Below are 24,491 nucleotides of genomic sequence, written 5' to 3'. Positions count from 1 at the left end.
GATAAAAAAGAGGGCCTTGCTAGGCCCCCTCCAAAATCATTGTGACTTCTCATTCCGCTGGATCAGTGTTTCGGCTCGGACACGGGTACACAGCCCTTCTCGTCTAGCTGCTGCCCTTTCACGAACATCGACAGCTTGCGACACAAAACGTAAAACACTGGCGTAAAGATGAGGCCGAAGAGAAGCACGCCCAGCATGCCACTGAAAACAGCTACTCCCAGCGCCTGTCGCATCTCGGCTCCAGCACCAGTGGCAATAACAAGTGGTACAACACCAAGAATAAAGGCAAATGACGTCATTAATATTGGTCGTAAACGCATACTCGCAGCATCGGAAGCTGCCTTATACAAAGGCTCTCCTTCATGCTCTTTTTGACGCGCAAATTCGACGATCAAGATAGCGTTTTTACTTGCCAGCCCAACTAATACGATTAGCCCAACCTGAGTCAGAATATTATTATCCATATCGGCGAGGAACACACCGGTAATGGCACCCAACAAACACATGGGTACAATTAGAATCACCGACAGCGGCAAGGTCCAACTCTCATACAAGGCCACCAATAGCAAAAACACAAATATCACTGCGAAAACAAAAGCTAGGATTGCTGAACTGCCAGCTTGTTTTTGCTGATAAGCTAATTCAGTCCACTCATAGCTGATGCCATCAGGTAGTATTTCTGCGGCCAGTCTCTCCATAGTTGCTATTGCTTCTCCAGAGCTAAAACCCGCCGCGGTATCGCCGTTCAAATCAGCCGCCGGATATAAATTGTATCTGGGCACTCGTGACGGCCCAGAACGATACTCAAAGGTCGCCACTGAGCTTAATGGCACCATATCGCCAGCATTGTTACGTACTCTAATTCGGCCTATATCTTCAGCGGCCATTCTATATGGAGCATCTGCTTGAGCGGTGACTCGAAACGTCCTTCCGAGGTAATTAAAGTCATTCACAAATGAGCTACCTAAATAGATTTCTAAGGCACTAAACACCTCAGCAACAGGAACCCCTAATCGCTCCACTCTTTCACGGTCGATGTCGGCAAACAATTGCGGGGTATTGGTTTCAAAGAAACTAAATACCGAGGTGGTTGCGGGCGCTTGATTAGCCGCGCCAGCCAACTGCCACATAGCCTGTTCAAGCGCAGGTAGACCTCTACCTCGGCGGTCCTCCAACATCATTTTGAAGCCGCCACCGTTGCCTACACCTCGCACCGAGGGCGGCGGAATGACCACCACAAAAGCCTCTTTGATTTGGCTCATTTCAGCGCGCACCGTATTGACAAGCTGATCGAAGCTGATCCCCTTATTGGCGCGATCTTCAAAAGACGTCAGCACCGGAAAAATGGCCGCTGAATTTGAAGCATTGGTGAAAGTAGCGCCAGAGAAGCCGGTAAACCCCACTGAGTTTTCAATTCCCTCAATTTTTAATAAACGCTCTACAGCGTCTTGCACAACCGCATCGGTGCGGGCCAATGAACTTCCCGAAGGCAATTGAATTGCGACGATCAAATAACCTTGGTCTTGGGCTGGAATAAACCCTTGCGGGACTTTGTTAAACAAGTATCCAGTGGTAAGCATCAGCCCTAAATAGACGATTGACATAATGCCGCCTAAACGCACTAATTTGCACACCAATTTACCGTAGCCAGAGGCGGTGGCATCCATACCTCGGTTAAAACCATTGATTAACCAAGCCAATGCACCCTTGGCTTTTTTCTGTTGGTCGTGGGGCTTAAATAACAGTGCCGCGAGAGCTGGACTTAGCACCAAGGACACGACGACAGAGATCATTGTGGCTACCGCAATAGTAATACCAAATTGACTATAGAACTGACCGGAAATTCCTCCAACAAACGCCGTTGGAACAAATACCGCGACCAACACTAAGCCCATTGCAATCAACGCACTGCCAACTTCGGTCATTGTTTGTCTGGCCGCGGCAAACGGCTTTTTGCCCTGTGCTAACAGGCGCTCCATGTTTTCGACCACAACAATAGCGTCATCGACCACAATACCGATCGCTAATACCAGACCAAACAAGGTCAGGTTATTCAGTGAAAAGCCCAACGCACTCATCACCGCAAAGGTACCAACCAAGGAGATTGGGATCGCCAAGATAGGAATGATGGCTGCTCGCCAGTTTTGTAGGAAAAGCAGTATTACCAACACCACGAGTCCTATGGCTTCGTATATTGTCACCTCGACTGCTTTCACAGATTGGCTGATAAATTCAGTCGGATTATATGCAATATCGTAGGCTAAATCGGGGGGGAAAGATGCAGATAGGGTTTTCATAACCGCTTGAATATTAGCGGCAGTTTCCAATGCATTTGAGCCTGGCCGTTGAAATATTGGCAGGGCAACGGCTTTCTTATCGCCTAAGTAACCGCGCGTTGCGTAACTCTCCGCCCCAAGTTCAACACGGCCAACATCTTTGAGTCGAACAATACGACCTCCGGTATTCTTAATAATGACATTCTCAAATTGCTCTGGCTCGATGAGTCTACCTTGTGTCTGCACACTTAGCTCAAACGCAGTCTGGCCATTTTCCACAGGTGCTTGATTCAAGGTACCACTGGCCACCTGACTGTTCTGACCACGCAGCGCTGCTATTACCTCAGACGCCGTCATATCGATAGAGGCAATTAGGTCAGGATCCAACCATATCCGCATTGAATATTGGCTGGCACCAAACACCAGTATGTCGCCCACGCCGTCGATTCTCGACAACTGATCTTTGATCTGTAAGGTCACATAGTTCGCAATATAGGTTTGATCGTAGGTGCCTTGTGGTGAAAAGAGGTTCACTACCATCATCAAATCAGGCGAATTCTTTTTGGTGGTGATACCGAGCCGCCTTACGGTTTCCGGTAGCCTAGGCTCGGCAATGGCAACACGATTTTGGACTTGCACTTGGGCAGTATCTAAGTCAGTCCCAAGCTTAAAGGTAACGGTAATAGTGACGCGGCCATCGGCGGTGGACTGAGAGGACATATATAACATGTTCTCTATACCGTTAATTTGCTGTTCCAGAGGTGTCGCAACGGTCTTCGCCGCAATATCGGCGTTAGCGCCCGGATACGAGGCAGCTACCTGTATGGTAGGTGGCGCGATTTGAGGATACTGCTCAATTGGCAGCGAGAAATAAGATAAGCCACCAATAATTAGAGTAATAATCGCCAGCACTGAGGCAAACTTAGGACGGTCGATGAAAAAATGGGAAAACGTCATATTAGTTCTCCTTATTTCACGTCGTACTGTTCACTGATGTTCACATCCACTGGTTGCACCTGCGCTCCCGGTCTGACACGCATCAAGCCATTCACAATGATCTTATCAGTGGCTAATAGTCCAGACTCGATAACGCGCAGTTCTTGATTGTGTAATTTGCCAAGTTTTACAAATTTACGATCGACTTGGTTTTCAGCATTTACTATATATACGAATTTACGTGACTGATCGGTGCCAATTATGGTGTCTGGTACCAGCAGCACCGACACGTTCTCTCTGGCTAACAGACGAATACGACCAAATAAGCCAGGTAGAATAAACCCGTCTTGATTGTCTAAGATTGCGCGGCCTTGAATGGTACCGGTACTTTGGTCTACTCGGTTATCGACGAAGTCCATTACGCCTTCATGGGCAAAGGTGTCTTCATCCTGAAGTCTAATTTTCACTGGGTTTGGCGCGGTTCGTGAACTTTGGCGTTTGTCCATCTGACTTAAGCGCATGTATTTAAGCAGGTCACCCTCTCCAGCATCGAAATAAAAATGGATGGGGTTAATGGAAACAACAGTGGTTAGCAAAGTAGCGTTGTTCGCAGAACCGTTAACCAGATTGCCGACATTGACAAGATCTCTAGACACTATGCCATCAATCGGCGACTTAACTTCAGTAAATTCCATTTCCAACTTAGCGTTATCTAACGCCGCTCTGGCCATTTCATATTCATTTAGTCTGCGATCCACTTCTTCTTGGGAGATAGAATTCTTTTTCCGTAAATCGTTACCCCGTTCGAGTTCTTTTTTCGCCAGCGTAAATCTAGACTCAGCGCTTCTCAGCGCAATTTCGAATGGCCGCTGGTCAATGACAAAAAGAACATCGCCCTTTTTAACCGTCTGGCCATCTTTGAAATTCACTTTTTGTAAATAACCACTGACTCTGGCTCGCAATTCCACTTCATCTACTGCGCCAAAACGGCCGGTGTATTCGTCCCATTGTGTAATCACAGCTTCTATCGGCGTGCTGACATCCACTTCAGGTGCTTGGCGTTGCTGCTTAACTGATTCCTGCTCGCTGCAGCCGAACAAAAAAATAAGCAAACAAAAAGTCATCGCAGTGAGTAAACGCATATTAATTTCCTTAACGTAAAAACAGAGTAACGAGAGGTAGAGCTAAGTTAACCCGTAATATAGGTTAATTGTTCTTAAACGAGCACATTGGTACTAATGATCTGCGAAAATTAGAAATCTTATTTAGAACCGCAGTTTACCGTAAAATAGGCGACATTATTGTAAATTGTAATCGCTAGCTTAGATCTCATCGTTATTATAAATGACAATCGTTCTGCTCAGCTAAATCAAGAAGCTCCAACCCCTAGGGGGATTTTACTGATGCCGTCAAAGGAACTTCAGGTGGGTAATTCATAAAAAATAAGATCGATTGTCGTAAATTACATGCTCAATTTTCATTTGATTCTTGTTGGTTCAGCTAAGGTTAAGCCAAAAACCTTTATAACGTGGATGTAATGAAGGAGAAAACTATGCAACATAAAAAGCGCTATGTGATTGTTTACCTATGTCTACTGGGCGTTATCATTGGGTTGGCAATCAACCTTGCCCAAGCACAAGAACAACAAGTAATTTCAGTGGAAAGTGCTGAAACTGCAGACGACCTGGCTGACAGTGACTATGAGTATGTTGAATTGGATCAAGCTGAGCTGGATCAAATGTTGGCACCCATTGCGCTTTATCCCGATTCTGTTTTATCCCATGTGCTGGTCGCCTCGACCTATCCATTGGAAGTGATTCAAGCCGCGCGTTGGCGCCAAAATAACCTTTCTCTAAGCGAGCAAGAAGCGATAGACGGGGTGGCTGACCAAGACTGGGATCCTAGTGTTAAAGCGCTAGTGCCGTTTAACGAACTACTACAACAAATCACCGAAGATCTTAACTGGCTACAAGATCTAGGCGATGCGTTTTTAATTAACGAACAACAGGTACTGGCCAGCATTCAAACGTTGCGACAAAAAGCCTATGCTCAAGGTTCATTAAGTAATAATAAGTACATAGAAGTCATCGAGGAAGATGACGATATTGTTATCGCCCCAGCAAATCGGGAAGTTATTTATGTTCCCTACTATGATACACGTGTGGTGTACGGCAACTGGTGGTGGCATGACCATCCTCCCTATTACTGGCACCGTCCTGCGCATTATTATTGGCACGCTGGCTTGTATTGGAGTCCGCGGGTGTATATTCGTAGCAGTGGCTTTTATGCTGGTTTTCATTGGAGTAATCGCCACATAGTGATCAACCAATATTACCCAAAACGTCATTATTATTATCGAGATGGGGTAAAGCGGGTTAGGTCACACGAATATCAACGCTGGCAGCATAATCCTCACCATCGCAGAGGGGTTAGGTACAATGAGCACACGCCAAAGGTGGTGTATCGCAACAGTCAGCGACACGATAATCGCGTTGTCAGAACCACCGATGGCCAGCGTCGTGTTGACCGAGTACAGCGTCCCGTGCAGGTTCGACAGCCGAATGCCGACCGGCAGCAGGTGATCAGGCGCACTGAGCAGCGTTTGAACAACCAAATTGTGCGTAGAGACAATGCCGAGATACCTAAACGGCAACAAACCCAAGTACAGGTAAACCAAGCTCAAACGCAGCGGCAAAGACAGCCAAGGCAGGTGGACAATCAAAGACGTAATACCGTGGTGAGCACAGTGCCTAATGAACAACGTCAGGAACGGACCTACCGTACAACTGATATTGAGAGTCGCACAACAAGACAGCCGACATCGATACCAAGAGATAGTCAGCAACCGGTTCAACATAGGCAGGCACAACCAGAGCCAAGGCAGATAGCGCCAACCCAAACGAGTCGCCAGCCAAGGACCCAACCCAGCGCTCCGCCGCGTCAGCGAGCAAGCAGAGCATCAGGTCAACGACCAACACAAAATCAGTCGAATCGCGCACGCGCGCGAAGCAATAATGTAAAACAGAACCAACGCTAAGCCTAATAGTCGCTTGCTTTGGCATCCATAGGTTGAAAAATGCAAGCGAACTAACACGGCACCACAACATACACGCGGATCAAACCGCTTGTAAGTAGCGCAAAGAGTATCTTTGAGAGTCGCAGTACGAGATGTTTTAATCGACATCACTGCGGCAATAAACACGAGCCCACAAGGTTCGGTTAGCTGTCCTGAACTTGCGTGTTGTCTTGTTGCTTAAATGCATCAAAGAAATGCGCATTGGTGAGGTTATACGCATAGTAAGCAGTGGTGCTTTCTCGTTGTTTGGGATGAGTGTAATCAATCGCTACCTCTATCCGTTTGCTTTCAAATCCTTGCTCTGTCATTTGTGTTTGTTCTAGCGACATAGAAATAATGTCGGTGTGTCCTTCTGGGTAGGAATAGTGCATCACCGTAAAAAACTTTTTACCCGGCTGTAAAACGGATGGACTACTTATTCGCTCTGTTAACATAGGAATTCCCACTGCTTAAATAGAATTGCTCACTAAAGGCATAACCGTTATTACTACGTTAACTTGAATGCCTAACTCCATCAACCACAAGCCCTAGCGGTTGTAATGAAAGGGGTTTTTCGCAACGGCGGGACAGTAGGCTTGGAACCTTAGATTGGAATGTCCGCCAAAGCAAAAGACATTAGGATGTGAGTCGGGCCTTGATTACTCTGATCATTCGGTCCTTGACTTGGGGAGTGAGTCCAAGGCTTATTAAAAATGATGAAAAAGCGGAGATGAAGATAATACTCTTCAGTATTTTTACCCCGGTAAATACCATTGTTAGTATTAAAATAGCCGCATAAGCTAGGCCTACCATACCCAAAAATAGACACATCCCTTTTATATCTTTGTTCATCTATACGCTTCCTCTTTAACCTTTATTACCTCTACCTAAAGAACGAAAACTCCAAGCTTCTTTAGTCTAGACCACTGGGCACTCATATCCATATAAAATTGTTACAGAGTTTTTCAAGCGATCGATGGGGGTCGCTCACATATCATCAACTAGCATTTGTTAATCTATCTGCTTTCAGGAAACCAGTTAATCATGTCCATATTTATCCACAAACGCATTGGCAAACCGTTGGGCTGATTCGGGATCCATATTGAAATACAGAGATGGCTCAATCAATTCAATTTCCATAACCACATATTCAGCTTGATATTTAATTAAGTCGATGCGGGCGTAGAGTGGCTTTTCTGGTAATGCTGCCAACGCAATTTCACTGGCCCTAAGCAGCTCTGGATCGGCAGATACGCTGCGTATTTGACCACCGTGCTCTTCTTGCACGCGAAAATCTTGTTGTTTAGGAATTTTAATAATGCAGTGACTGTATTTTCCACCAAAATAAAACAGTGAGTACTCACCTTCTTGGATCACGCTCGGCAAAAACGGTTGGATCATATATTGACGTTTTGAGAACACCGATGTGATGCCTTCAGCCTGATCTTTAACGTCGGATAAAGCCAGTCGATAAGTATGATCAGCGTTAGCGCTGACCCAAGGTTTGAGCACGATTTCGTCGCAGTTCAATTCTTCAAAGGCGGTGACGATCTGATTATAGTCGTAAGTGTCACACCATATCGTTGGCACTATGGGTACGCCTTTGGACTCCAACTGCTTTAGGTAGTCTTTGCTGATATTCCACTGAACTAACGCCAGACTATTTTCTAACGCTGCACTACTTGCCTCGATCTGCTCAAGTACACGTAAAAATGCCTCAGGTTCAGCCTGATAGTCCCATGTACTGCGGATCACGACGACGTCATACCAATTCCAGTCGACGCTTTGATCTCGCCAAGATACCTCTTCAACTGACCAGCCCATTTTTTCCAAAGGTTCATAGGCAAGATGGTCATAGACAAAAAATTCTTCTAAGTCATCAGTGGTTAAAATCGCCAGTTTGTGCATACGCCTCACCTTGTTGATAGGTTTTATTAAGGTTAACCAAGGTAACACATCAGTGCCAGTGGAATTTCATCGCAATCCAAAACTTCGACTGTTTTGTGACGTGACTGCAACCCTTTGATTATGGTGACATTCGCTTTAGGGAAACCCAGTAATTTAGCTAGATACACGATCAACTGCTGATTTGCCTTACCATCAACTGGCGGCGCTGTTATATGCACCTTCAGTTCGCCATTGTGCATTCCAGCAATGCGATTTTGCGAAGATTTGGGCTGCAAATACACCTTGATACTTAGCCTATTTCCATTCAGCTCGAAGGGGCTTTTAACGGTATTTAGCATGTCAGTGCGTGTATGGATCGCTACAAAGTCGCCAAGGTTTGCGAATTTCCATGACCACCTGCTGGTATAAATTTAGATTTTTCACTAGAAAGTGACTCTTCTGTGGTTATTGTAGGAGCCAATTCAACACGCTTGCTCCTGCCCATGAGGTAGCGGGAAGAAGCGATAAAAACACAAAACGAATCGCCAAATGCAAATTCACCGGCCATTCTCTGGCTCTAATAATCTCTTGTTTGATGTTTGCAGAGCGCATTTTCGCAAGAACTTCTAATCCCGATTGATTTTCACGAATAGTAGGCTTAATTGATGTGCGTTCGCTGGGCAACTTAGATTGTCGATAAGCCTCTAATGCCTCTGCTTTTTTAGTGAGAATAATTTGTCGAACTCGAAGTAGCGGCGAGAACATTAAATTAGCCATAATTAAAAACAACACCATGGCTATGACGAAATCAATCATCACCGGCTCGCCGCCCAACCAGAATAAAGGCGCCATCGATAAGCCAAAAGCTAACACCAAAATGTTCCAAAAGACCGTATTGGCAATGGGGAACAACTCATCGGCGCTAAACAAATCCACTTTCAGATCGAGCTCGACAAAGTCAGCCACTAAGGAGGTTATTTTAAAAATAACACTGATACTCATGACAATGGAGGTCCACATGTACAAGCCCTGCAATGCCAATGGGAAACGAATTAGGTTTTTTTCAAACCCTAACTCTTCGACATAAAACAGCCCTTCCGTATAAAAATAGCAAGAGACAATCACACATGCCGCGGCAACGCTAGGTAGGAAATATCGTTTTGGCAACGCGGCAATACTATCCGCAAAACGTGTAGCCACTTTGTGTGAACTGTTAGTGCTCACCGCTGTTTGCAACACTGCCAAACGTGCTTTACTGACCAGAATAGGCAACACGAAAAAGCAGAAACCACCAATAATGGGAAGCGCTAAAGCCGCCCCAATGTCTCTGATCACAATTGGATGACTTACGGAGTGAGGACTTACTATAACGCCGAGATAAAAGTTTAGTGCGATAAAAAAGCAAGAGGCGAAAACAGTCAACAACTGCCATTTATTAATCGAGCGAATAAAATTCAAATGTTATTTCTCAAAATTCAGCCACAAACTAAAAAGTGTGTCGTGGTTTCTCATTGTACAAAAAGCGCGAACTGCCACCAAAACGTAACTGTGCTTACTAATATGCGAATACCATTATACCCTTTAATACCGCTGTGGAAAGCCTAGTCTCAAAAAGGATTAAGTGAGTAACCTTGCCGGTTTAGTAATGCATGGGCTGTCATCGCAGACAATGACATCTGCACACCGCCAATAAGATCATTGGCATTGATTTGGTGATAGGCAGCAGACTGTCCACACAGGTAAATATCGACCTTATTTTTGAGCAATGCATTAACGATCGCAGCGCTGGGGTTTTCTGTTTTGTTTCGCGCTTGATAAGCTTTATTGTGCAATAAATCTTGCCCTGCTTCGCCATGCACCACCAAGGCTAAGTGTATATTCTCCAACAACACACCATTAGCAACATGCATATTGATAAATCTAGCCAAGCTATCGAAGCGTCGATTAAGTTTTTGTTCTGCTGCCGCTTCTGCCACATCAAAAACCACTTTGAGCTTCGTTGTAGCATCCAAAGCTGCGTTGTGTTCTACCTTAGCATGTCGTCCATATTCAGCAAAAACAGGACCCGTTTTAAATACCTCTTTGCAACTAACTTGACTGCTCATGACTAAAAACAGAATCGATACCAATAGCTTTGTGATGTTCATTATTTGCCTCCTAGAAAGAAAAAGGGTTTCATTTTTTCAACGAAGTATCTTATTAAATACAGGAATTGGTTAATCCCACGAGTATAAAAAATAACGGTGTTAATAGGTATTGTCGTCATGCTCACTAGAATATCGAGCCTAACTATCGATGCATTAATTCTAATTTCAGGCTAAAAAGTACGAATTTACCTGGCGTAGTGCATTCTTTTTGATGTCTTTTATCTGTACTATATGTAAATAAATTGAATCAGATGTTAACTATTTACCATCTTTTTTACCTCACCGTAAGTCATGACTTTTGGCACATGTCAAAATTGCACTCTGCGGTAAACTAAATATACGTATTTTCTGTACTTATTGTCAGAAGTTATTGAAGTAATGATTAGTTACAAATGTCCGGGCCATAAATTCGCTTTGGTAAGGTATCCTAATCAAGAATATTGATGAAAATGGAAAGTTATGAATAATCCTTGGATTAAATTTCTTATGTTTGTGGTCGTTCTTGTCTTGGGAATTGGCGGCATGCTTGCCGTAGGCGCCTCTGGCGAAGAAGACCCAGAAAAAGCCGAAGTCGATACCTCTCCGGTGGTTAGAATTGAGCACGCTGAATCAATGGATTACAAGGTAACCATTCAGAGCTTTGGCGAAGTCATTCCGTTGGAAACCACCCGGTTGTCAGCGCAAGTCTCTGGTGAAGTGATTAGCTGGAATCCAAAATTCATCGCAGGTGGTTTGGTTAAACGCGGCGAAATTTTATTTAGCATTGAGAAAGACACCTACGAAGCGGCCGTGTTGCAAGCCGAAGCTGAGTTATCTCAAGCTCAAGCAGCGCTGATTGAAGAACAAGCCAGAGCTGAAGTTGCCAAGCGAGAATCAAAAAATATACCCGCCAGCCAAGTGAGCGACTTATATCTTCGCAAACCGCAAATACTCAGTGCCAAAGCGGCAGTGAAATCTGCCGAAGCCAGATTGAAAATGGCTCAGCGAGATTTAAACAATTGTGATGTTGCAGCCCCGTATAACGCGTTAGTTATTGCGCGAGACATTGGCACTGGAGAATATGTTAATCGTGGCGCTCAGGTCGGAGTAATTAACAATATTGAAACTGCCGAGGTGCGCTTTTCAATTGCCGGGTTCGACACCGCATTTTTACCCACTATCCTGGCCGATCAAGAAGCCATGGTTATCAACAAAGGCGTTAAAACCTTTAGTCGTAAGGGCACAATATCCCGTGATATTGGCATCATTGACCAAAGCACACGGATGAGCCAGATAGTAGTGACCATAGATGATCCCTACGGTTTGAATGCCAATACCCCTGCACTAAAGTTTGGTAGCTATGTGGAAGTCAATATTGAAGGCCAGACGTTGCAAAATGTTTACCGCTTACCTCAAGATTTAGTCACGAAAAACACCGTATGGGTAGTCGATCAAGACAACAAGCTTCAGCCCAGAGAAGTACAAGTTATCCGCGAAGAAGGGTCGTTTTTTATCATTAATAGCGGCATCCAACACCATGATCGCATTGTCATGACGTTACCAGAGTACCCGCAAAAAGGTATGAAGGTCCGTATTGCCTCTGAGGTGAAAGAACCGCCCTTAGTCGCTAATCAGTCTAAATAGTAGGTATTGCCCATGACTCAAGAAGCCAAGCAAACGGGACTGATTGCCTACTTTGCCAATAATTCCGTGGCCGCAAACCTGCTGATGATTTTCATTATTATCATGGGGTTGATCAGTTACATCACAATTCAACGCCAGATGTTTCCCAATATTGAAATCAATTACATCAACATCGACGCCAGTTATCGTGGCGCATCCCCACAAGAGATCGAACAGGGGATATTGATAAAAATTGAAGAAGCGCTCAAAGATGTCACTGAAATTAAAAAAAGTATATCGCGCGCATTTCGCAACAGAGGCAGCGTCCAACTTGAGATAAAGACAGACGAAAAACTGACCGATGTTCTCGACAAAGTTAAGTTGCGGGTAGACAGCATTGCAACTTTTCCGGCCGATATGGAGCCGGTCACCATATCCCAAGCAGAATTCAAACAACGGGTAATTGAAGTATCGCTGGTCGGCGACTTTGAATTGACCGAACTAAAACCGGTTGCTAGGCAAATTGAAAATGAGTTATTACAACTAGGCAATGTCTCGCTAGTAGACCTAAATGCACCAGATTACGAGATTGGCATCGAAATACAACCCGGCGAATTGCGCAAATATAGCCTTACCATTGCTGACGTTACGCGCGCAATTCAGCGTTATTCTGCAAACTTCTCCGCCGGCCAACTGCGCACCGACTCAGGCATAATCTCGGTGCGGGTTGAAAACCAGTCCTACGATGGTGATGAGTTTAGACGCATTCCAATTAAAATTGGTAACAATGGCACCCGTGTTTTACTCGAAGACGTTGCCATCATCAAAGATGGGTTTACCGAAGGCGAGCGTTATTTCAAGTTCTCGGGTGAGAATGCGATTTTCATGTCAATTAGCGCCACCAAAGATCAAAGCATTGTACCTGTTGCCAAGTCAGTCAAAGATTTCATCGCAAAACGCAACGAAACGCTGCCTGAAGGCATGGCATTAAAAACCATAGTAGACACCACGTTTTATCTCAATGCTCGCCTGGACATGATGCTATCAAACCTGTTCCAAGGTGCTGTGTTGGTTGCCATTATGCTCACCGTGTTTCTCAGGTTCAGATTGGCATTATGGGTGATGATTGGATTGCCAGTGTGTTTCTTGGGCGCCGTTATGTCGATGAGTATGCTCGGTATTACCATTAACATCATGTCGCTTTTCGCCTTCATTATGGTGCTAGGTATTGTAGTAGATGATGCCATCGTCATAGGCGAAAGTGCCTACACCGAAGTAGAAGCCAAAGGCGGCGGTGTGGAAAACGTGGTAAGAGGAGCAAAACGAGTAGCCATACCAGCGACCTTCGGTGTACTAACTACCATCGCTGTGTTTGCACCTTTTACTCAATCAAGCGGTCCAGAGGGTGCTATTTTTTATAATATCGCCACTGTCGTCATTCTGTGTTTGATTTTTAGTTTAGTCGAATCTAAGTTAATTTTACCGGCGCATTTAGCCCACACTCACTTTAAGCCAATTAAAGTTGGCGGTTGGCGAGATCGTTTTAACATTGCTTTCTTTGGTTTTGTAAACGGTAAGTATCGAAATTTTGTCGAATTATGTACGCGCTTTCGTTGGGTCGTGTTAGCCGCATTTATTGCGCTCTTGCTGTTGAGTATTGGCTTGATCATGGCCAACCACGTGCGCATGGTTCCTACCCCTAAGGTTCCCCACGATTTCCCGGATATTCGTATTGAGATGAATGAAAACGTCTCCGATGCAGCGACCATAGATGCATTGACCACGATTGAGAGTGTGGTCAGTCGTATAGAACGTGAAACCATTGACGAATATGGCTCAGGCATGATTAGAGACATGCTGGTATTTAACCAAGGCCGCACTGAAGGTCGTTTAGTCATGCCTTTAGTCGACGAAGATGAGCGGCCCTACGATACCTTTGAGCTGGCTAGACGTTGGCGCGAAGCGATCCCGGAAATACCCGGTATGAAATCCTTTAAAGTCCGCGATGATGTTTTGACTAACAGCGAAGACAGTGACTTTGGCTATTTGCTTTTCGGCCCAGACATCAACACTTTGAATGCTGCTGGTCGCAAATTCATTGAGTTATTGCAACAAGAAAAGGGTCTTTATGATATCAGTTCCACGATAGATCCTGCGGGCAAAGAAATTCAAATGACGCTGTTACCAGTCGCTTATGATTTGGGCTTAGATCTCGCCACAGTTGCTAGTCAAGTTGGCGCAAGCTTCTTTGGTGGCGAAGCACAGCGAGTGATCCGCGACGGCGAAGAAGTCCGTGTCATGGTGCGTTATCCCAAACTCACTCGTGAACGATTCGCCGAACTGAAATATGCGGTCATCAAAACACCAGCGGGCAAAGAAGTGTTGCTCGGCGACGTTGTAGCATTAGAAGAAAAACCCGGCATAAGTTATATCCGCCGTGAAGGAGGCTATCGCAGTGTCTACGTATTTGGTGCCATTGATGAAGAAGCCGTTGAGCCGGGCGAAGTGGTTGATACCATAAAGGACAGTATCTTACCTAGGCTACAAAGTGAATTCCCGTCGGTAAAAACAGAATTGGGCGGCGCTATTGAAGAGCAGCAAGCGCAACACAATGAACAAATAATGTTCTTCATTGCCGGCCTTTTAATGATGTACATTTTGCTGGCAGTTCCGTTAAAAAGCTACATGCAACCCTTCATGATATTGTTGGTCATTCCATTTAGTTTCACCGGTGCGATCTGGGGACACTTCTTCTTTGGTGTTGATATTAGCAGCATGTCGACCTTTGGCTTAGTAGCGGCGGCAGGGGTAGTGATCAATGACTCCCTGCTAATGACCGACTATGTAAATAGCCGAAGGAAAGAAGGCTATTCGATGAAAGAAGCGGTGCTGGACGCAGGTTGCGCACGTTTCAGGGCGATAACCCTGACCTCAATAACGACCTTCGCAGGTGTGTTACCCATCATGTTCGAAACTAACTTACAAGCTAAGTTTGTTATCCCGATGGCAATATCACTGGGCTTTGCGGTGCTCTACGCCACCCTAGTGACATTGATACTTATCCCGTCGATGTATTTGATCCTAGATGATTTGAAAATACCGTTCAGATACATTGGAAGTCGCTTGTCTTCAAAGCGCAAGTCTGGTGTTGTGGTCAATAATGTTTTGGACACTGATGCTTAATTGCTAACTCAGCATAACGCTAACACGAGTGTTTTCGCAGCACTCACGAGAGATTAAACAAAGCCCTTGCCGAATTGCGCAGGGGCTTTTTAATAACGCTTTAGCTTTCCATCGAGAGTTTTAGCACTCTTGATTGTTTTCGATTATATTGGGTTCAATAAATCCAATAACGCTATCTTGGGTTACTCACGAACGAACTTGAGTAGCCCTTAAGGGCAATAAGGGCGCGATGCAATCAGAAAAAGAGCGGTTCACAGAGGTAAGTTCACGGCTGTACACGGCCAGTCAAACGATCAGAATCTTGTCCCACCTAAACTGGAGCCGAGATATTCGCGAACAGTTTTTTGCTAACAATTGCAACACCCTGCCCAAGGTCGCTTATCCAGAGTTTGATCCAAAACCGACATTCGAATTGGTAAAAGAAGCCAGAAAGTTGGTTGGCGATTCAGATATCGATCAGTGGTTAGCCAGTATCGCGACTAAGATTGAAGATAGCGCCAGTATGCTTTCCGCAGTAGGCACACCTGACTTTTATTATTTTTCGGAACGATTATATGGCAAGCCGACCAATCCTTTTGTAGATGGCAAGACGACCCCACTTGAGCTGGCAAAGACGTTTGAGAAGCAAATTAATAGCTACTCCTCGTTTAACTTGGGCTCTCCGCTGCCGTTTTGTCACTTTGCACAAGAAATAGCAGAGCAAATGCAGGCCGCCACCATTGACATGTTTGGCGATGACGCACCCGACGTAGAGATTGTCGATGAACTTTCGGCCAACGCCCTTGCCAGCCCAAAACTAATCCGCATTCGCAAAACTGCCAGTTTTAATGATTTAGATGCCCGTCAACTCATCGCTCATGAAGCACATATCCATGTGGCGACCTCTATCAATGGCTTAAAACAACCGCATCTAAAAATACTGGCGGCAGGACATCCTGGCACCACCAAAACCCAAGAAGGATTAGCAGTATTTTCCGAGTTTATCTCCGGTGCCATTGATTTAGACCGGCTGCAACGCCTCGCCGATCGCATACTGGCGATCCAAATGTCGATAGACGGCGCTGATTTTCTCGAAGTGTACGATTTCTTCTTAACCCAAACCAACAACCCTAAACAAGCCTATGAAAATAGTCGACGGGTATTTCGTGGCGGCGTGTTAAGCGGCGGCGCTCCTTTTACCAAAGACGGCGTTTATTTAGAGGGATTTATTCGAGTTAATAACATATTAAAAGTCATTGCCACCAGCGGCAGAGCGGATTGCTTACGACTATTATTTTGCGGCAAACTCGACATCGAAGATATGCCAGTACTCTACAAATTAGAGAAAATGGGATTGTGCCAACCCGCCACTTATCTACCACCTTGGGCCAAAGACGCTCGCTATTTGTTGGCCTATTTAATGTGCTCATCGTTCTTAAGTAAGATGGACATGCAACAAGTATCGCGGCATTACGAAGACCTACTCGCGCATATCCCTAAAGCCACTCTCTAAACAGAAGAAACTCGAAAAAGGCTCGGGGAATTTAGAAAACCACGGATCAATTTGCACCTAAAATCTTAGTTTTGCTAACTAACACCGGCTGCCCTTATATTCGCTCATCGCTGCTGTAACTGAACAACTTGAAAATCGACACTTCACTAACTAATTCCAAAAACATGGCATACAAACTGCTCTGCCTCCCCTGAAAAGGATGTTTGGTGACTGTTGCTTAGCACAACCGCGCTATAACAAGGAGCTTGTGACATACACCTGCCATATAAACTAATTACGCAAGTGTAAGAAATACTCGAGTCTGTAAAGCTTACAAACCAATGGCGCCTCGTTGGTTTGTGACGTTGGCTTCAGATATTGGAAATAATTTTAAGACTAGAATGACCTGTTGAAGCGAGGACAATTTGATGATTAAGTTTATACATAAGATTTTTTTCGGCATACAACTGTGCCTACTTTTTGTTGTACTCTCTGCCGTAGTGAAGCCGGAATTGTATAGCAAACCGTTCATAGTTGCGTTTTTTACTAGCTTGGGCCTAATTGGCATATGCTTCATCGCGATGTCATACGGCAAAATAAAGAAAAGGCGCAGATATAACCGCAACCCAATCATCAAATAGCCATTAATAAGCGAATCAGTAAATATTGGGTCGGGTTGAGAATTCAATCGGACCCTGCTTCACCTCTAAGCCTCTTGGCCTGCTACCCAGCCTGAGCTCCACGCCCATTGGAAGTTATAGCCACCTAACCAACCAGTGACGTCAACCACTTCACCGATGAAATACAAACCTTCGACGTCTTTGGCCATCATTGTCTTGGATGACAGTTGATTGGTATCAACGCCCCCGAGTGTCACTTCAGCAGTGCGATAACCTTCTGTACCATTGGGCTTAAGTTGCCACTGATGAAAAGCATCGGCTACTTGCTGCAATTGCTTTCCTTGGTATTGCTTTAGCGGTTTGTTTTCGAGCCCTAAATAAGGCAAAGCGGTTTGCACATAACGTTTCGGATAATGCTTGGCCAGCACAGTGGCAAGCTGACTATCGGGTGATTGAACTTGGGCGCTGGTGAGCTCTTGATGTAAGTCACCGTGGGGAAATAAATCAAACTCAACCGCTTGCCCAGGATGCCAGAAAGAAGAAATCTGCAGCACTGCGGGGCCACTTAATCCACGGTGAGTAAACAGAATATTCTCATTAAAATTGGTGTCGTTGCAGCTGGCTCTAGCATCAAGTGAAATACCGCTAAGGTCAGCCAACACCGACTTGTCTTGTTCATGCAAGGTAAAAGGCACTAATCCGGCGCGGGTTGGTTTCACACTCAAACCAAATTGTTCCGCCACTTTGTAGCCAAAAGGAGATGCGCCTAATTTGGGCATCGACAAGCCACCAGTGGCAATCACCAAAGATTCACATTGATAACTTCCCTTACTGGTTTCCAGTTCGAATCCGTCGTCGCGCTTAGTAATCGCAGTGATTTCGCATTGAGTAGTGATAGTTGCGCCGGCTTTATCACATTCCTTGAGCAACATATTTAAAATGTCTTTGGCCGAATTGTCGCAAAACAGCTGTCCCAAGGTTTTCTCATGATAAGCAATGCCATACTCACTGACTAAACCGACGAAGTCCCACTGGGTGTAACGACTGAGCGCTGATTTACAAAAATGTGGATTATCCGATAAGAAGTTTTCTGCCGAAGCGTACATATTGGTGAAGTTGCATCTCCCGCCACCCGACATCAGTATTTTACCACCAATGCGCTTGGCATGATCTAACACAGTGACGCTGCGACCTCGCTTAGCGGCTTCTGCGGCGCAGAACAGCCCAGCCGCACCGGCACCAACGACGATCACATCTTTATTAATCAACTTCAAACCTCAACTTGTACGGGCATAAACGTTTAAACAGGGCGCATTATACCTGCAATTAGATTCAGCTAAAGGGAAAAGGAGTTTTCTTAAACAACCGCCGCTTTCAGGCAATAAAAAGGGACGCGAGTCACGTCCCTTCAATAACAAATTAACCAGAGTTCGGGTTAATTAAAGCAGCTTTAACATGGTTTCCGCGTCACTGACTTCAAAGCGCCCCGGATCTTCAATATTGATTTTTCTCACTACGCCATCGACTATCAACATACTGTAGCGCACTGAACGAATACCACCAAAGGTATCGGTGTCCATATCCAAGCCTATCTGTTTGGTAAACTCACCGTTGCCGTCAGCCAACATTAATATTTCATCCGCGTTATTCACTTTACCCCAAGCTTCCATAACGAATGCATCATTAACCGACAAGCAAATGATTGAATCTACGCCTTTGGCTTTGATTTTGTCTGCCAGTGCCACATAACCAGGAAGATGCGCTTGAGAGCAGGTTGGCGTAAAGGCACCTGGGACGGCGAATAACACCACTTTCTTGTCTTCAAACAGCGTCGTAGTATGCAGGTTCTGCATTTGCCCGTCGGCTAAAGTGGATAAAGTAGCTTCTGGTAAGCTTGCGCCTTCACTGATCATTGGTTTCTCCTAAAATCGTTATAGATTGGTAAAATACACATCGAAACGCAGTTTTTTACCGGTAATCGCCATGCTTGGCGTTTTTCCGTCTAGATGAGGTGCGGACTCCGGTCGCTTTACTACGACTCGACGTCCTGCCAAAGCAAGTGCCGGTGTGAGTAAATCATCCGCATCTTCGTCTGGTCCCAGTAACTGTTGAAAAAGCCGCATCTCTTTTTTAACCAATGCGGATTTTTTACGATGAGGGAACATAGGATCCAAATACACTACATCAGGTTTACTATGTTGCCAATTATTTAATAACAACGGCGCCTTACCAAAATGTAAACGCATGCGCTTGGGAAGCCATTCCATCAATTGCGGCTCACTTTCGGCGCGCTGCAATCCATCTTCAAGTAGTGCCGACACCACGGGGGAGCGCTCAATCATATCTACCTCGCAGCCCAAGCTTGCCAACACAAAGGCATCTCGGCCCAATCCCGCCGTGGCATCAAGCACCTGAGGCACAAAGCCTTTTTTGAGACCCACCGCTTTGGCGATAGCTTCTTTTTTACCACCACCGTGGAGGCGTCTGAAGGTCAAGGCATCGGAGGCAAAATCGACATAGACTGCGCCCAATTTAGGATCATCAAGCTGCTTGAGAGACAAATAGTGTTCGCTTAGCACCAGCGCCATACCCGATTGTTGCTCCGTTACAAAAGCAAAGCCCCATTTTTCGGCGATGGTTTTTCCATTTTGCAAGACAAGCGGATTGTCGGTGTGCTCGACCATTAAATTAAGCATGACCGTAACGCTCTTTGTGACCAAGCCAGCGATTAATTATCGCTTGAGATTGCGCTGGATAATGCTCCCACATGTGCGCTGCCATGTTTTGTACTTCGGGGATAAGATGGGCATCTCGGATCAAGTCGGCGATGCGCAAGTCGGCCAAGCCCGTTTGTTTAGTCCCCAACAGTTCACCGGGACCACGTATTTCTAAATCCTGCTGGGCAATATAAAAGCCATCATGAGATTCTCGAAGCACGCTTAAGCGTTTGCTAGCGGTTTTTGACAACGGACTTTGATACATCAGAACACAGTGACTTTCGACCGAGCCTCGCCCTACTCTACCGCGCAACTGATGTAATTGCGCTAACCCTAAACGCTCCGGATTTTCAATGATCATCAAGCTTGCATTGGGCACATCGACACCGACTTCGATGACCGTGGTAGCCACTAATAGATCCAATTCACCTTGTTTGAATTGATCCATTATGTGCTGCTTTTCTTGGGATTTTAATCTGCCGTGTACTAGCCCCACTTTTAACTCAGGCAAGGCAGTGGCTAGTATAATTGCGGTATCCTCAGCGGCCTGACATTGCAACACTTCGGATTCTTCAATTAAGGTACAAACCCAATAGGTTTGTCTTTTATCCACCAGCGTGGCATTGCGCACCCGCTCAATCACTTCGCCTCTGCGCGCATCAGAAACCACCACTGTGGTAACCGGCGTGCGTCCTGGAGGAAGCTCATCAATAATCGAGGTGTCTAAGTCCGCATAAGCAGTCATGGCTAAGGTTCTTGGGATCGGCGTTGCTGTCATGATCAATTGATGAGGGAAAGCCCCCTGCTCTTCGCCTTTTTCGCGTAAAGCCAGCCGCTGATGGACACCAAATCGGTGCTGCTCATCCACAATGACCAGTGCTAACTTATGATAATGCACTGACTCTTGGAATACAGCATGCGTGCCCACTAACATATCGATCTGCCCTGATTTAAGCTCTTCCAGTACGGTGTCTCTGGCTTTACCTTTAAGTTTTCCGGCCAGCCAACCCATACGGATATTTAAGGGTGCAAACCATTGGTTGAAATTATTCGCATGTTGTTCGGCTAGCAGCTCAGTGGGCGCCATCATCACCACCTGGTAGCCCGCACTGATCGCAGATAAAGCAGCTAACGCAGCTACTAGGGTTTTGCCTGATCCAACGTCTCCTTGCACCAAGCGCATCATCGGCGAGCTTTGCTGCATATCCGCTTGAATATCTTTGACCACCCGCTTTTGCGCGCCTGTTGGCTCGAACGGCAGGGTTTGCAAAAATTGGGTTATCAGTGCTGCATCTGCTGTGATCGGAAACGTTTGTTGGCGCTTACTTTGTTTTCTTACTTTCAGCACACTTAAATTATGCGCTAATAACTCTTCAATGATCAGTCGTTGTTGCGCTGGGTGTTTACCCTCTTCCAATAACGCCATAGACACATCTGGAGACGGACGATGCACCAACATCAAAGCATCATTCAAACTGACCTGACTAGGATAAAGGTTGTCGGGCATCAGATCCGCTAAGCCGCCTTTACTGAGTTTCGCCAAAGCCTGTTCAGTGAGATTCCGTAAGGTAATTTGTTTTATCCCTTCAGTGGCAGGATAAACTGGAGTTAACGCCTCTTCCAATACTGTGGTTTGACCGGGCTGTTTAACCCGATACTCAGGATGCATCATCTCTAAACCGAACTTGCCCGCCCGAACTTCACCAAACGCACGAATGAAAGTGCCTTTTTCTAAATTATTTTTTTGCGCAGCTGAGAAGTGGAAGAATCGTAAGGTGATGGTGCCGGTATTATCACTGACTCTTGCCACCAGCATACGTTTACGCCCAAATTGCACATCGCATGACATCACTTCCCCTTCGATACCGATGCTCAGAAACGGCTGAAGATCACCGATGGGACACACGCGAGTGCGGTCTTCATAACGCATGGGAAGATGGAATAGCAGGTCCTGCACACTGACCAAGCCCAACTTAGTCAGCTTTTCAGCAACTTTTGCACCAACGCCTTTAAGTTCCGTGAGTTTTGTTAGAGCAAGAGACTGCATCATGACCTTAGATTTTGAACAGAAACACTATTTTGCAATAAGGAGGCGATAATACAAGAGTTGAAATGCTTTTCGTAGAAGGTAAATGGAGTTTACACGCTGAAACCAAGATATACGCACAGCGACGAGGAAACTAATGTGCCATTAGTTTCCTGCCAACACTGCGCTTTAACGTTTAAAGGCTCAACTTAGCGGCTTGCCTAATTAACTCAGCAGAAGGACGAACCTTATAATTAGGGTTCACATATTGGAATTTTATCAACCCGGTTTTATCGGTGATGAATATGGCGGGAGCAGGCAATACAGCGCGCTCGCTGCCAGCTTCATCCGTTAACTGAATATTCCATTTTGATTTGTATTGCTGTTTGGTCTCGGCGGGCACATAGAAGCCGATACCAAATCCTCGGATCGCTTGTAATGATTCATCCGATAAAAGCGTCACTGCGAACTCGGTTTCAAGTTTCTGCTCTTGCAAACGGCTTGGCGATTCAGGCGAGATAGCCAACACTTGATAGCCCATATCCACAAGCTCTTGCTCAATGTCTTTTAATTCCGCTAATTGACGGTTGCAGTAAGGGCACCAGCCGCCACGATAAAATAAAATAATGGATGGTTTTTGCATTACCAGCGCTTGCAAGCTGACTGGCGACCCAGTGGCAGTGCGCAGTGTAGCTTTGGGAATTTGTTGACCATTAAGTAGCGGCGTGACCTCTTCCGCGGTTTCGGCGATCACATTGCGATCCAAAGCAAATGACTGCAATGAAAAAGTAGCAAGTAGAACAATAAGTAAATGAGCTATGCGCATGAGGTTTCCTGTTTACGATAAAATGTGATGACCTAGACCTTGCTGATAGCTGTTTTATTTCAGATTGTTTGTGTTGAGAGTGAAAAAGGCTCCGTAGTTGAATGCAAACAGGCGTCAGAAAGATCCCGGCACTGCGTGCGCCCCAAAAAAGCACCACCGGGATGACAGGTCACCGTCATCCCCGAGTGCAAAAAAGCTGTCATCCCCGAGTGCAAAAAAGCCGTCATCCCCGAGGGCAAAAAAACTGTCATCCCCGAGGTCCCTTGATCGGGGATCTCGGCAATAGTCCTTCGTAGGTGAGTTCAAACAGGAGCCAGAAAGATCCCGGCACTGCGTGCGCCCCAAAAGAGCGCTACCGGGATGACGCAATATTCTCTGTCACCCCCGAGTGCTAAAAAGCCGTCATCCCCGAGGTCCCTTGATCGGGGATCTCCGTAATAATCCTTCATAGTTGAGTACAAACAAGAGCCAGAAAGATCCCGGCACTGCGTGCGCCCCAAAAGAGCGCCACCGGGATGACGCAATATTCTCTGTTATCCCCGAGTGCAAAAAAGCTGTCATCCCCGAGTGCAAAAAAGCCGTCATCCCCGAGGTCCCTTGATCGGGGAGCTCCGCAATAGTCCTTCATAGTTGAGTACAAACAGGAGTCTAGAAGATCCCGGCCCAAAAACACCACCGGGATGACGCAATATTCTCTGTCATCCCCGAGTGCAAAAAAGCCGTCATCCCCGAGTGCAAAAAAACTGTCATCCCCGAGGTCCCTTGATCGGGGATCTCGGCAATAGCCCTTCTTAGTTGAGTACAAACAGGAGCCAGAAAGATCCCGGCACAAAAACACTACCGGGATGACAAGTCACTGTCATCCCCGAGGGCAAAAAAGTTGTCATCCCCGAGGTCCCTTGATCGGGGATCTCGGCAATAGTCCTTCGAAGTTGAGTACAAGCAGGAGTCAGAAAGATCCCGGCCCAAAAGCTCTGCCGGGATGACGCAATATGAAAAAACACTACCGGGATGACATTGAAAAGGGAGCCCCTACCGCGATGACAAGTCACTTCGCGCGCAGGGCTTGCCACCATTGTTCGTCGGCGACAATCTGGCCGTCTTCATCAATCTGCGGATAAGGAAGGTTTTTACGATCACATAGGTCACGAAAAATAGGATAGCCACCTTCGAACAGCATTTTCTGACATGCGGCTTCATCAAGATGCTGCACATCATACATGCCAGCCATATCGCGCTGGCGCTGTGCTTCGTACAAAACCAACGCGGCAGCGACACTCACGTTCAACGATTGCACCATGCCAACCATGGGGATCACTATGTCGGTGTCGGCCAACTCAATAGCTTGCTCAGTCGCACCGTGCTTTTCTTGGCCTAAAATTATCGCCGTTGGCTTGGTATAATCGATTTCTCGGAAATCCACCGCAGTATCGGAAAGATGGGTCACCAACACCTGCATGTCTTGTTGTTTTAAATGGGATACGGCGTCACCAATGCTATCGTGGGTGTCCATGTAAACCCAATTCTGGCTACCCATTGCTGTGCCACCGCGCAAACGTTCGGTTTTATCATCCCATACTGCATGCACTTTATGCACGCCCACCGCATCACAACTGCGCACCACCGCAGAAACATTGTGCGACTTATGCACTTGCTCCATACACACGGTCAAAGTGGTCTGGCGTTTTTGCAAAATACTGCGGATTTTTGAATAGCGCTCTGGTGACATTAACAGGCTCTCCTAC

Annotated in this window: 17 protein-coding genes; 4 read left to right on the top strand and 13 right to left on the bottom strand. The window is 45.9% G+C overall.

All coding sequences use genetic code 11. The annotated features are described in order from the left end of the window. Positions 1-62: 62 nt before the first annotated feature. Together ABD036_RS09085 and ABD036_RS09080 are read right to left on the bottom strand one after the other, a co-directional pair. On the bottom strand, positions 63-3,233 hold the full coding sequence (locus ABD036_RS09085) for an efflux RND transporter permease subunit (RefSeq protein WP_343858952.1): 3,171 nt from the start codon (positions 3,231-3,233) through the stop codon (positions 63-65). A gap of 11 nt (positions 3,234-3,244) precedes the next feature. Beyond that, positions 3,245-4,354, bottom strand: a complete 1,110-nt coding sequence (locus ABD036_RS09080) for an efflux RND transporter periplasmic adaptor subunit (RefSeq protein WP_343858950.1) — start codon at positions 4,352-4,354, stop codon at positions 3,245-3,247. A gap of 410 nt (positions 4,355-4,764) precedes the next feature. Here ABD036_RS09080 and ABD036_RS09075 point away from each other — a divergent pair, with 410 nt between their 5' ends. Further along, positions 4,765-6,249 carry a DUF3300 domain-containing protein gene (locus ABD036_RS09075; RefSeq protein ID WP_343858948.1) on the top strand — a complete coding sequence of 495 codons (1,485 nt, stop codon included), beginning with the start codon at positions 4,765-4,767 and terminating at the stop codon, positions 6,247-6,249. A 182-nt stretch (positions 6,250-6,431) separates the two neighbouring features. On the opposite strand, the gene ABD036_RS09070 is transcribed toward ABD036_RS09075, so the two are convergent. From ABD036_RS09070 to ABD036_RS09050, 5 genes are all read right to left on the bottom strand, one after another. Further along, positions 6,432-6,722 (bottom strand): hypothetical protein, encoded by a 291-nt coding sequence (locus ABD036_RS09070; protein WP_343858946.1) that lies wholly within the window; start codon positions 6,720-6,722, stop codon positions 6,432-6,434. Positions 6,723-7,305: 583 nt separating this feature from the next. Further along, on the bottom strand, positions 7,306-8,175 hold the full coding sequence (locus ABD036_RS09065; protein WP_343858944.1) for an ATP-grasp domain-containing protein: 870 nt from the start codon (positions 8,173-8,175) through the stop codon (positions 7,306-7,308). Positions 8,176-8,207: 32 nt separating this feature from the next. Continuing rightward, entirely contained in the window at positions 8,208-8,513 is a 306-nt protein-coding gene (locus ABD036_RS09060; protein WP_343858941.1) for a DUF167 domain-containing protein, read from the bottom strand. 106 nt (positions 8,514-8,619) lie between these two features. Further along, entirely contained in the window at positions 8,620-9,489 is an 870-nt protein-coding gene (locus ABD036_RS09055) for a hypothetical protein (RefSeq protein ID WP_343858938.1), read from the bottom strand. A 272-nt stretch (positions 9,490-9,761) separates the two neighbouring features. After that, entirely contained in the window at positions 9,762-10,301 is a 540-nt protein-coding gene (locus ABD036_RS09050) for a DsrE family protein (RefSeq protein ID WP_343858936.1), read from the bottom strand. A 459-nt stretch (positions 10,302-10,760) separates the two neighbouring features. On the opposite strand from ABD036_RS09050, the gene ABD036_RS09045 reads away from it, so the two are divergent. The 3 genes from ABD036_RS09045 (at position 10,761) to ABD036_RS09035 (ending at position 16,578) form a co-directional block, all read left to right on the top strand. After that, on the top strand, positions 10,761-11,924 hold the full coding sequence (locus ABD036_RS09045; protein ID WP_343858934.1) for an efflux RND transporter periplasmic adaptor subunit: 1,164 nt from the start codon (positions 10,761-10,763) through the stop codon (positions 11,922-11,924). Positions 11,925-11,936: 12 nt separating this feature from the next. Continuing rightward, a complete protein-coding gene (locus tag ABD036_RS09040; RefSeq protein ID WP_343858932.1) occupies positions 11,937-15,086 on the top strand; it encodes an efflux RND transporter permease subunit in 3,150 nt (1,049 codons plus the stop codon). Between the two features lie 229 nt (positions 15,087-15,315). Continuing rightward, entirely contained in the window at positions 15,316-16,578 is a 1,263-nt protein-coding gene (locus ABD036_RS09035; protein WP_343858929.1) for a peptidase MATCAP family protein, read from the top strand. Positions 16,579-17,263: 685 nt separating this feature from the next. On the opposite strand, the gene ABD036_RS09030 is transcribed toward ABD036_RS09035, so the two are convergent. The 6 genes from ABD036_RS09030 to trmH all read right to left on the bottom strand — a co-directional run bounded on the left by ABD036_RS09030 (position 17,264) and on the right by trmH (position 24,475). Beyond that, on the bottom strand, positions 17,264-18,445 hold the full coding sequence (locus ABD036_RS09030; RefSeq protein ID WP_343858927.1) for a BaiN/RdsA family NAD(P)/FAD-dependent oxidoreductase: 1,182 nt from the start codon (positions 18,443-18,445) through the stop codon (positions 17,264-17,266). 171 nt (positions 18,446-18,616) lie between these two features. Continuing rightward, positions 18,617-19,090: a peroxiredoxin gene (locus tag ABD036_RS09025; protein ID WP_343858924.1), complete on the bottom strand. Its 474-nt coding sequence runs from the start codon at positions 19,088-19,090 to the stop codon at positions 18,617-18,619. An 18-nt stretch (positions 19,091-19,108) separates the two neighbouring features. After that, a complete protein-coding gene (locus ABD036_RS09020; protein WP_343858921.1) occupies positions 19,109-19,873 on the bottom strand; it encodes a class I SAM-dependent methyltransferase in 765 nt (254 codons plus the stop codon). After that, entirely contained in the window at positions 19,866-21,941 is a 2,076-nt protein-coding gene (gene recG, locus ABD036_RS09015) for an ATP-dependent DNA helicase RecG (protein ID WP_343858919.1), read from the bottom strand. Before recG ends, ABD036_RS09020 begins: the two co-directional genes overlap by 8 nt. Before the next feature lie 175 nt (positions 21,942-22,116). Next, complete coding sequence (locus ABD036_RS09010; RefSeq protein ID WP_343858916.1) at positions 22,117-22,746, bottom strand: peroxiredoxin-like family protein; 630 nt, start codon at positions 22,744-22,746, stop codon at positions 22,117-22,119. 1,048 nt (positions 22,747-23,794) lie between these two features. Then, positions 23,795-24,475 carry a tRNA (guanosine(18)-2'-O)-methyltransferase TrmH gene (trmH, locus tag ABD036_RS09005; protein WP_343858912.1) on the bottom strand — a complete coding sequence of 227 codons (681 nt, stop codon included), beginning with the start codon at positions 24,473-24,475 and terminating at the stop codon, positions 23,795-23,797. Positions 24,476-24,491 lie beyond the last annotated feature (16 nt).

Source organism: Aliiglaciecola litoralis (assembly GCF_039523355.1).
Lineage (GTDB): Bacteria > Pseudomonadota > Gammaproteobacteria > Enterobacterales > Alteromonadaceae > Aliiglaciecola > Aliiglaciecola litoralis.
The sequence above is the reverse complement of the archived record's forward strand: the minus strand, read 5'-3'. Positions and strand labels throughout refer to the sequence as shown.

Excerpts from the sequence above, each read along its gene's own strand:
- ABD036_RS09085 (WP_343858952.1), bottom strand. The coding sequence starts at position 3,233 with ATGACGTTTTCCCATTTTTTCATCGACCGTCCTAAGTTTGCCTCAGTG.
- ABD036_RS09080 (WP_343858950.1), bottom strand. The coding sequence starts at position 4,354 with ATGCGTTTACTCACTGCGATGACTTTTTGTTTGCTTATTTTTTTGTTC.
- ABD036_RS09075 (WP_343858948.1), top strand. The coding sequence starts at position 4,765 with ATGCAACATAAAAAGCGCTATGTGATTGTTTACCTATGTCTACTGGGC.
- ABD036_RS09070 (WP_343858946.1), bottom strand. The coding sequence starts at position 6,722 with ATGTTAACAGAGCGAATAAGTAGTCCATCCGTTTTACAGCCGGGTAAA.
- ABD036_RS09065 (WP_343858944.1), bottom strand. The coding sequence starts at position 8,175 with ATGCACAAACTGGCGATTTTAACCACTGATGACTTAGAAGAATTTTTT.
- ABD036_RS09060 (WP_343858941.1), bottom strand. The coding sequence starts at position 8,513 with ATGCTAAATACCGTTAAAAGCCCCTTCGAGCTGAATGGAAATAGGCTA.
- ABD036_RS09050 (WP_343858936.1), bottom strand. The coding sequence starts at position 10,301 with ATGAACATCACAAAGCTATTGGTATCGATTCTGTTTTTAGTCATGAGC.
- ABD036_RS09045 (WP_343858934.1), top strand. The coding sequence starts at position 10,761 with ATGAATAATCCTTGGATTAAATTTCTTATGTTTGTGGTCGTTCTTGTC.
- ABD036_RS09040 (WP_343858932.1), top strand. The coding sequence starts at position 11,937 with ATGACTCAAGAAGCCAAGCAAACGGGACTGATTGCCTACTTTGCCAAT.
- ABD036_RS09035 (WP_343858929.1), top strand. The coding sequence starts at position 15,316 with ATGCAATCAGAAAAAGAGCGGTTCACAGAGGTAAGTTCACGGCTGTAC.
- ABD036_RS09025 (WP_343858924.1), bottom strand. The coding sequence starts at position 19,090 with ATGATCAGTGAAGGCGCAAGCTTACCAGAAGCTACTTTATCCACTTTA.
- ABD036_RS09020 (WP_343858921.1), bottom strand. The coding sequence starts at position 19,873 with ATGCTTAATTTAATGGTCGAGCACACCGACAATCCGCTTGTCTTGCAA.
- recG (WP_343858919.1), bottom strand. The coding sequence starts at position 21,941 with ATGCAGTCTCTTGCTCTAACAAAACTCACGGAACTTAAAGGCGTTGGT.
- ABD036_RS09010 (WP_343858916.1), bottom strand. The coding sequence starts at position 22,746 with ATGCGCATAGCTCATTTACTTATTGTTCTACTTGCTACTTTTTCATTG.
- trmH (WP_343858912.1), bottom strand. The coding sequence starts at position 24,475 with ATGTCACCAGAGCGCTATTCAAAAATCCGCAGTATTTTGCAAAAACGC.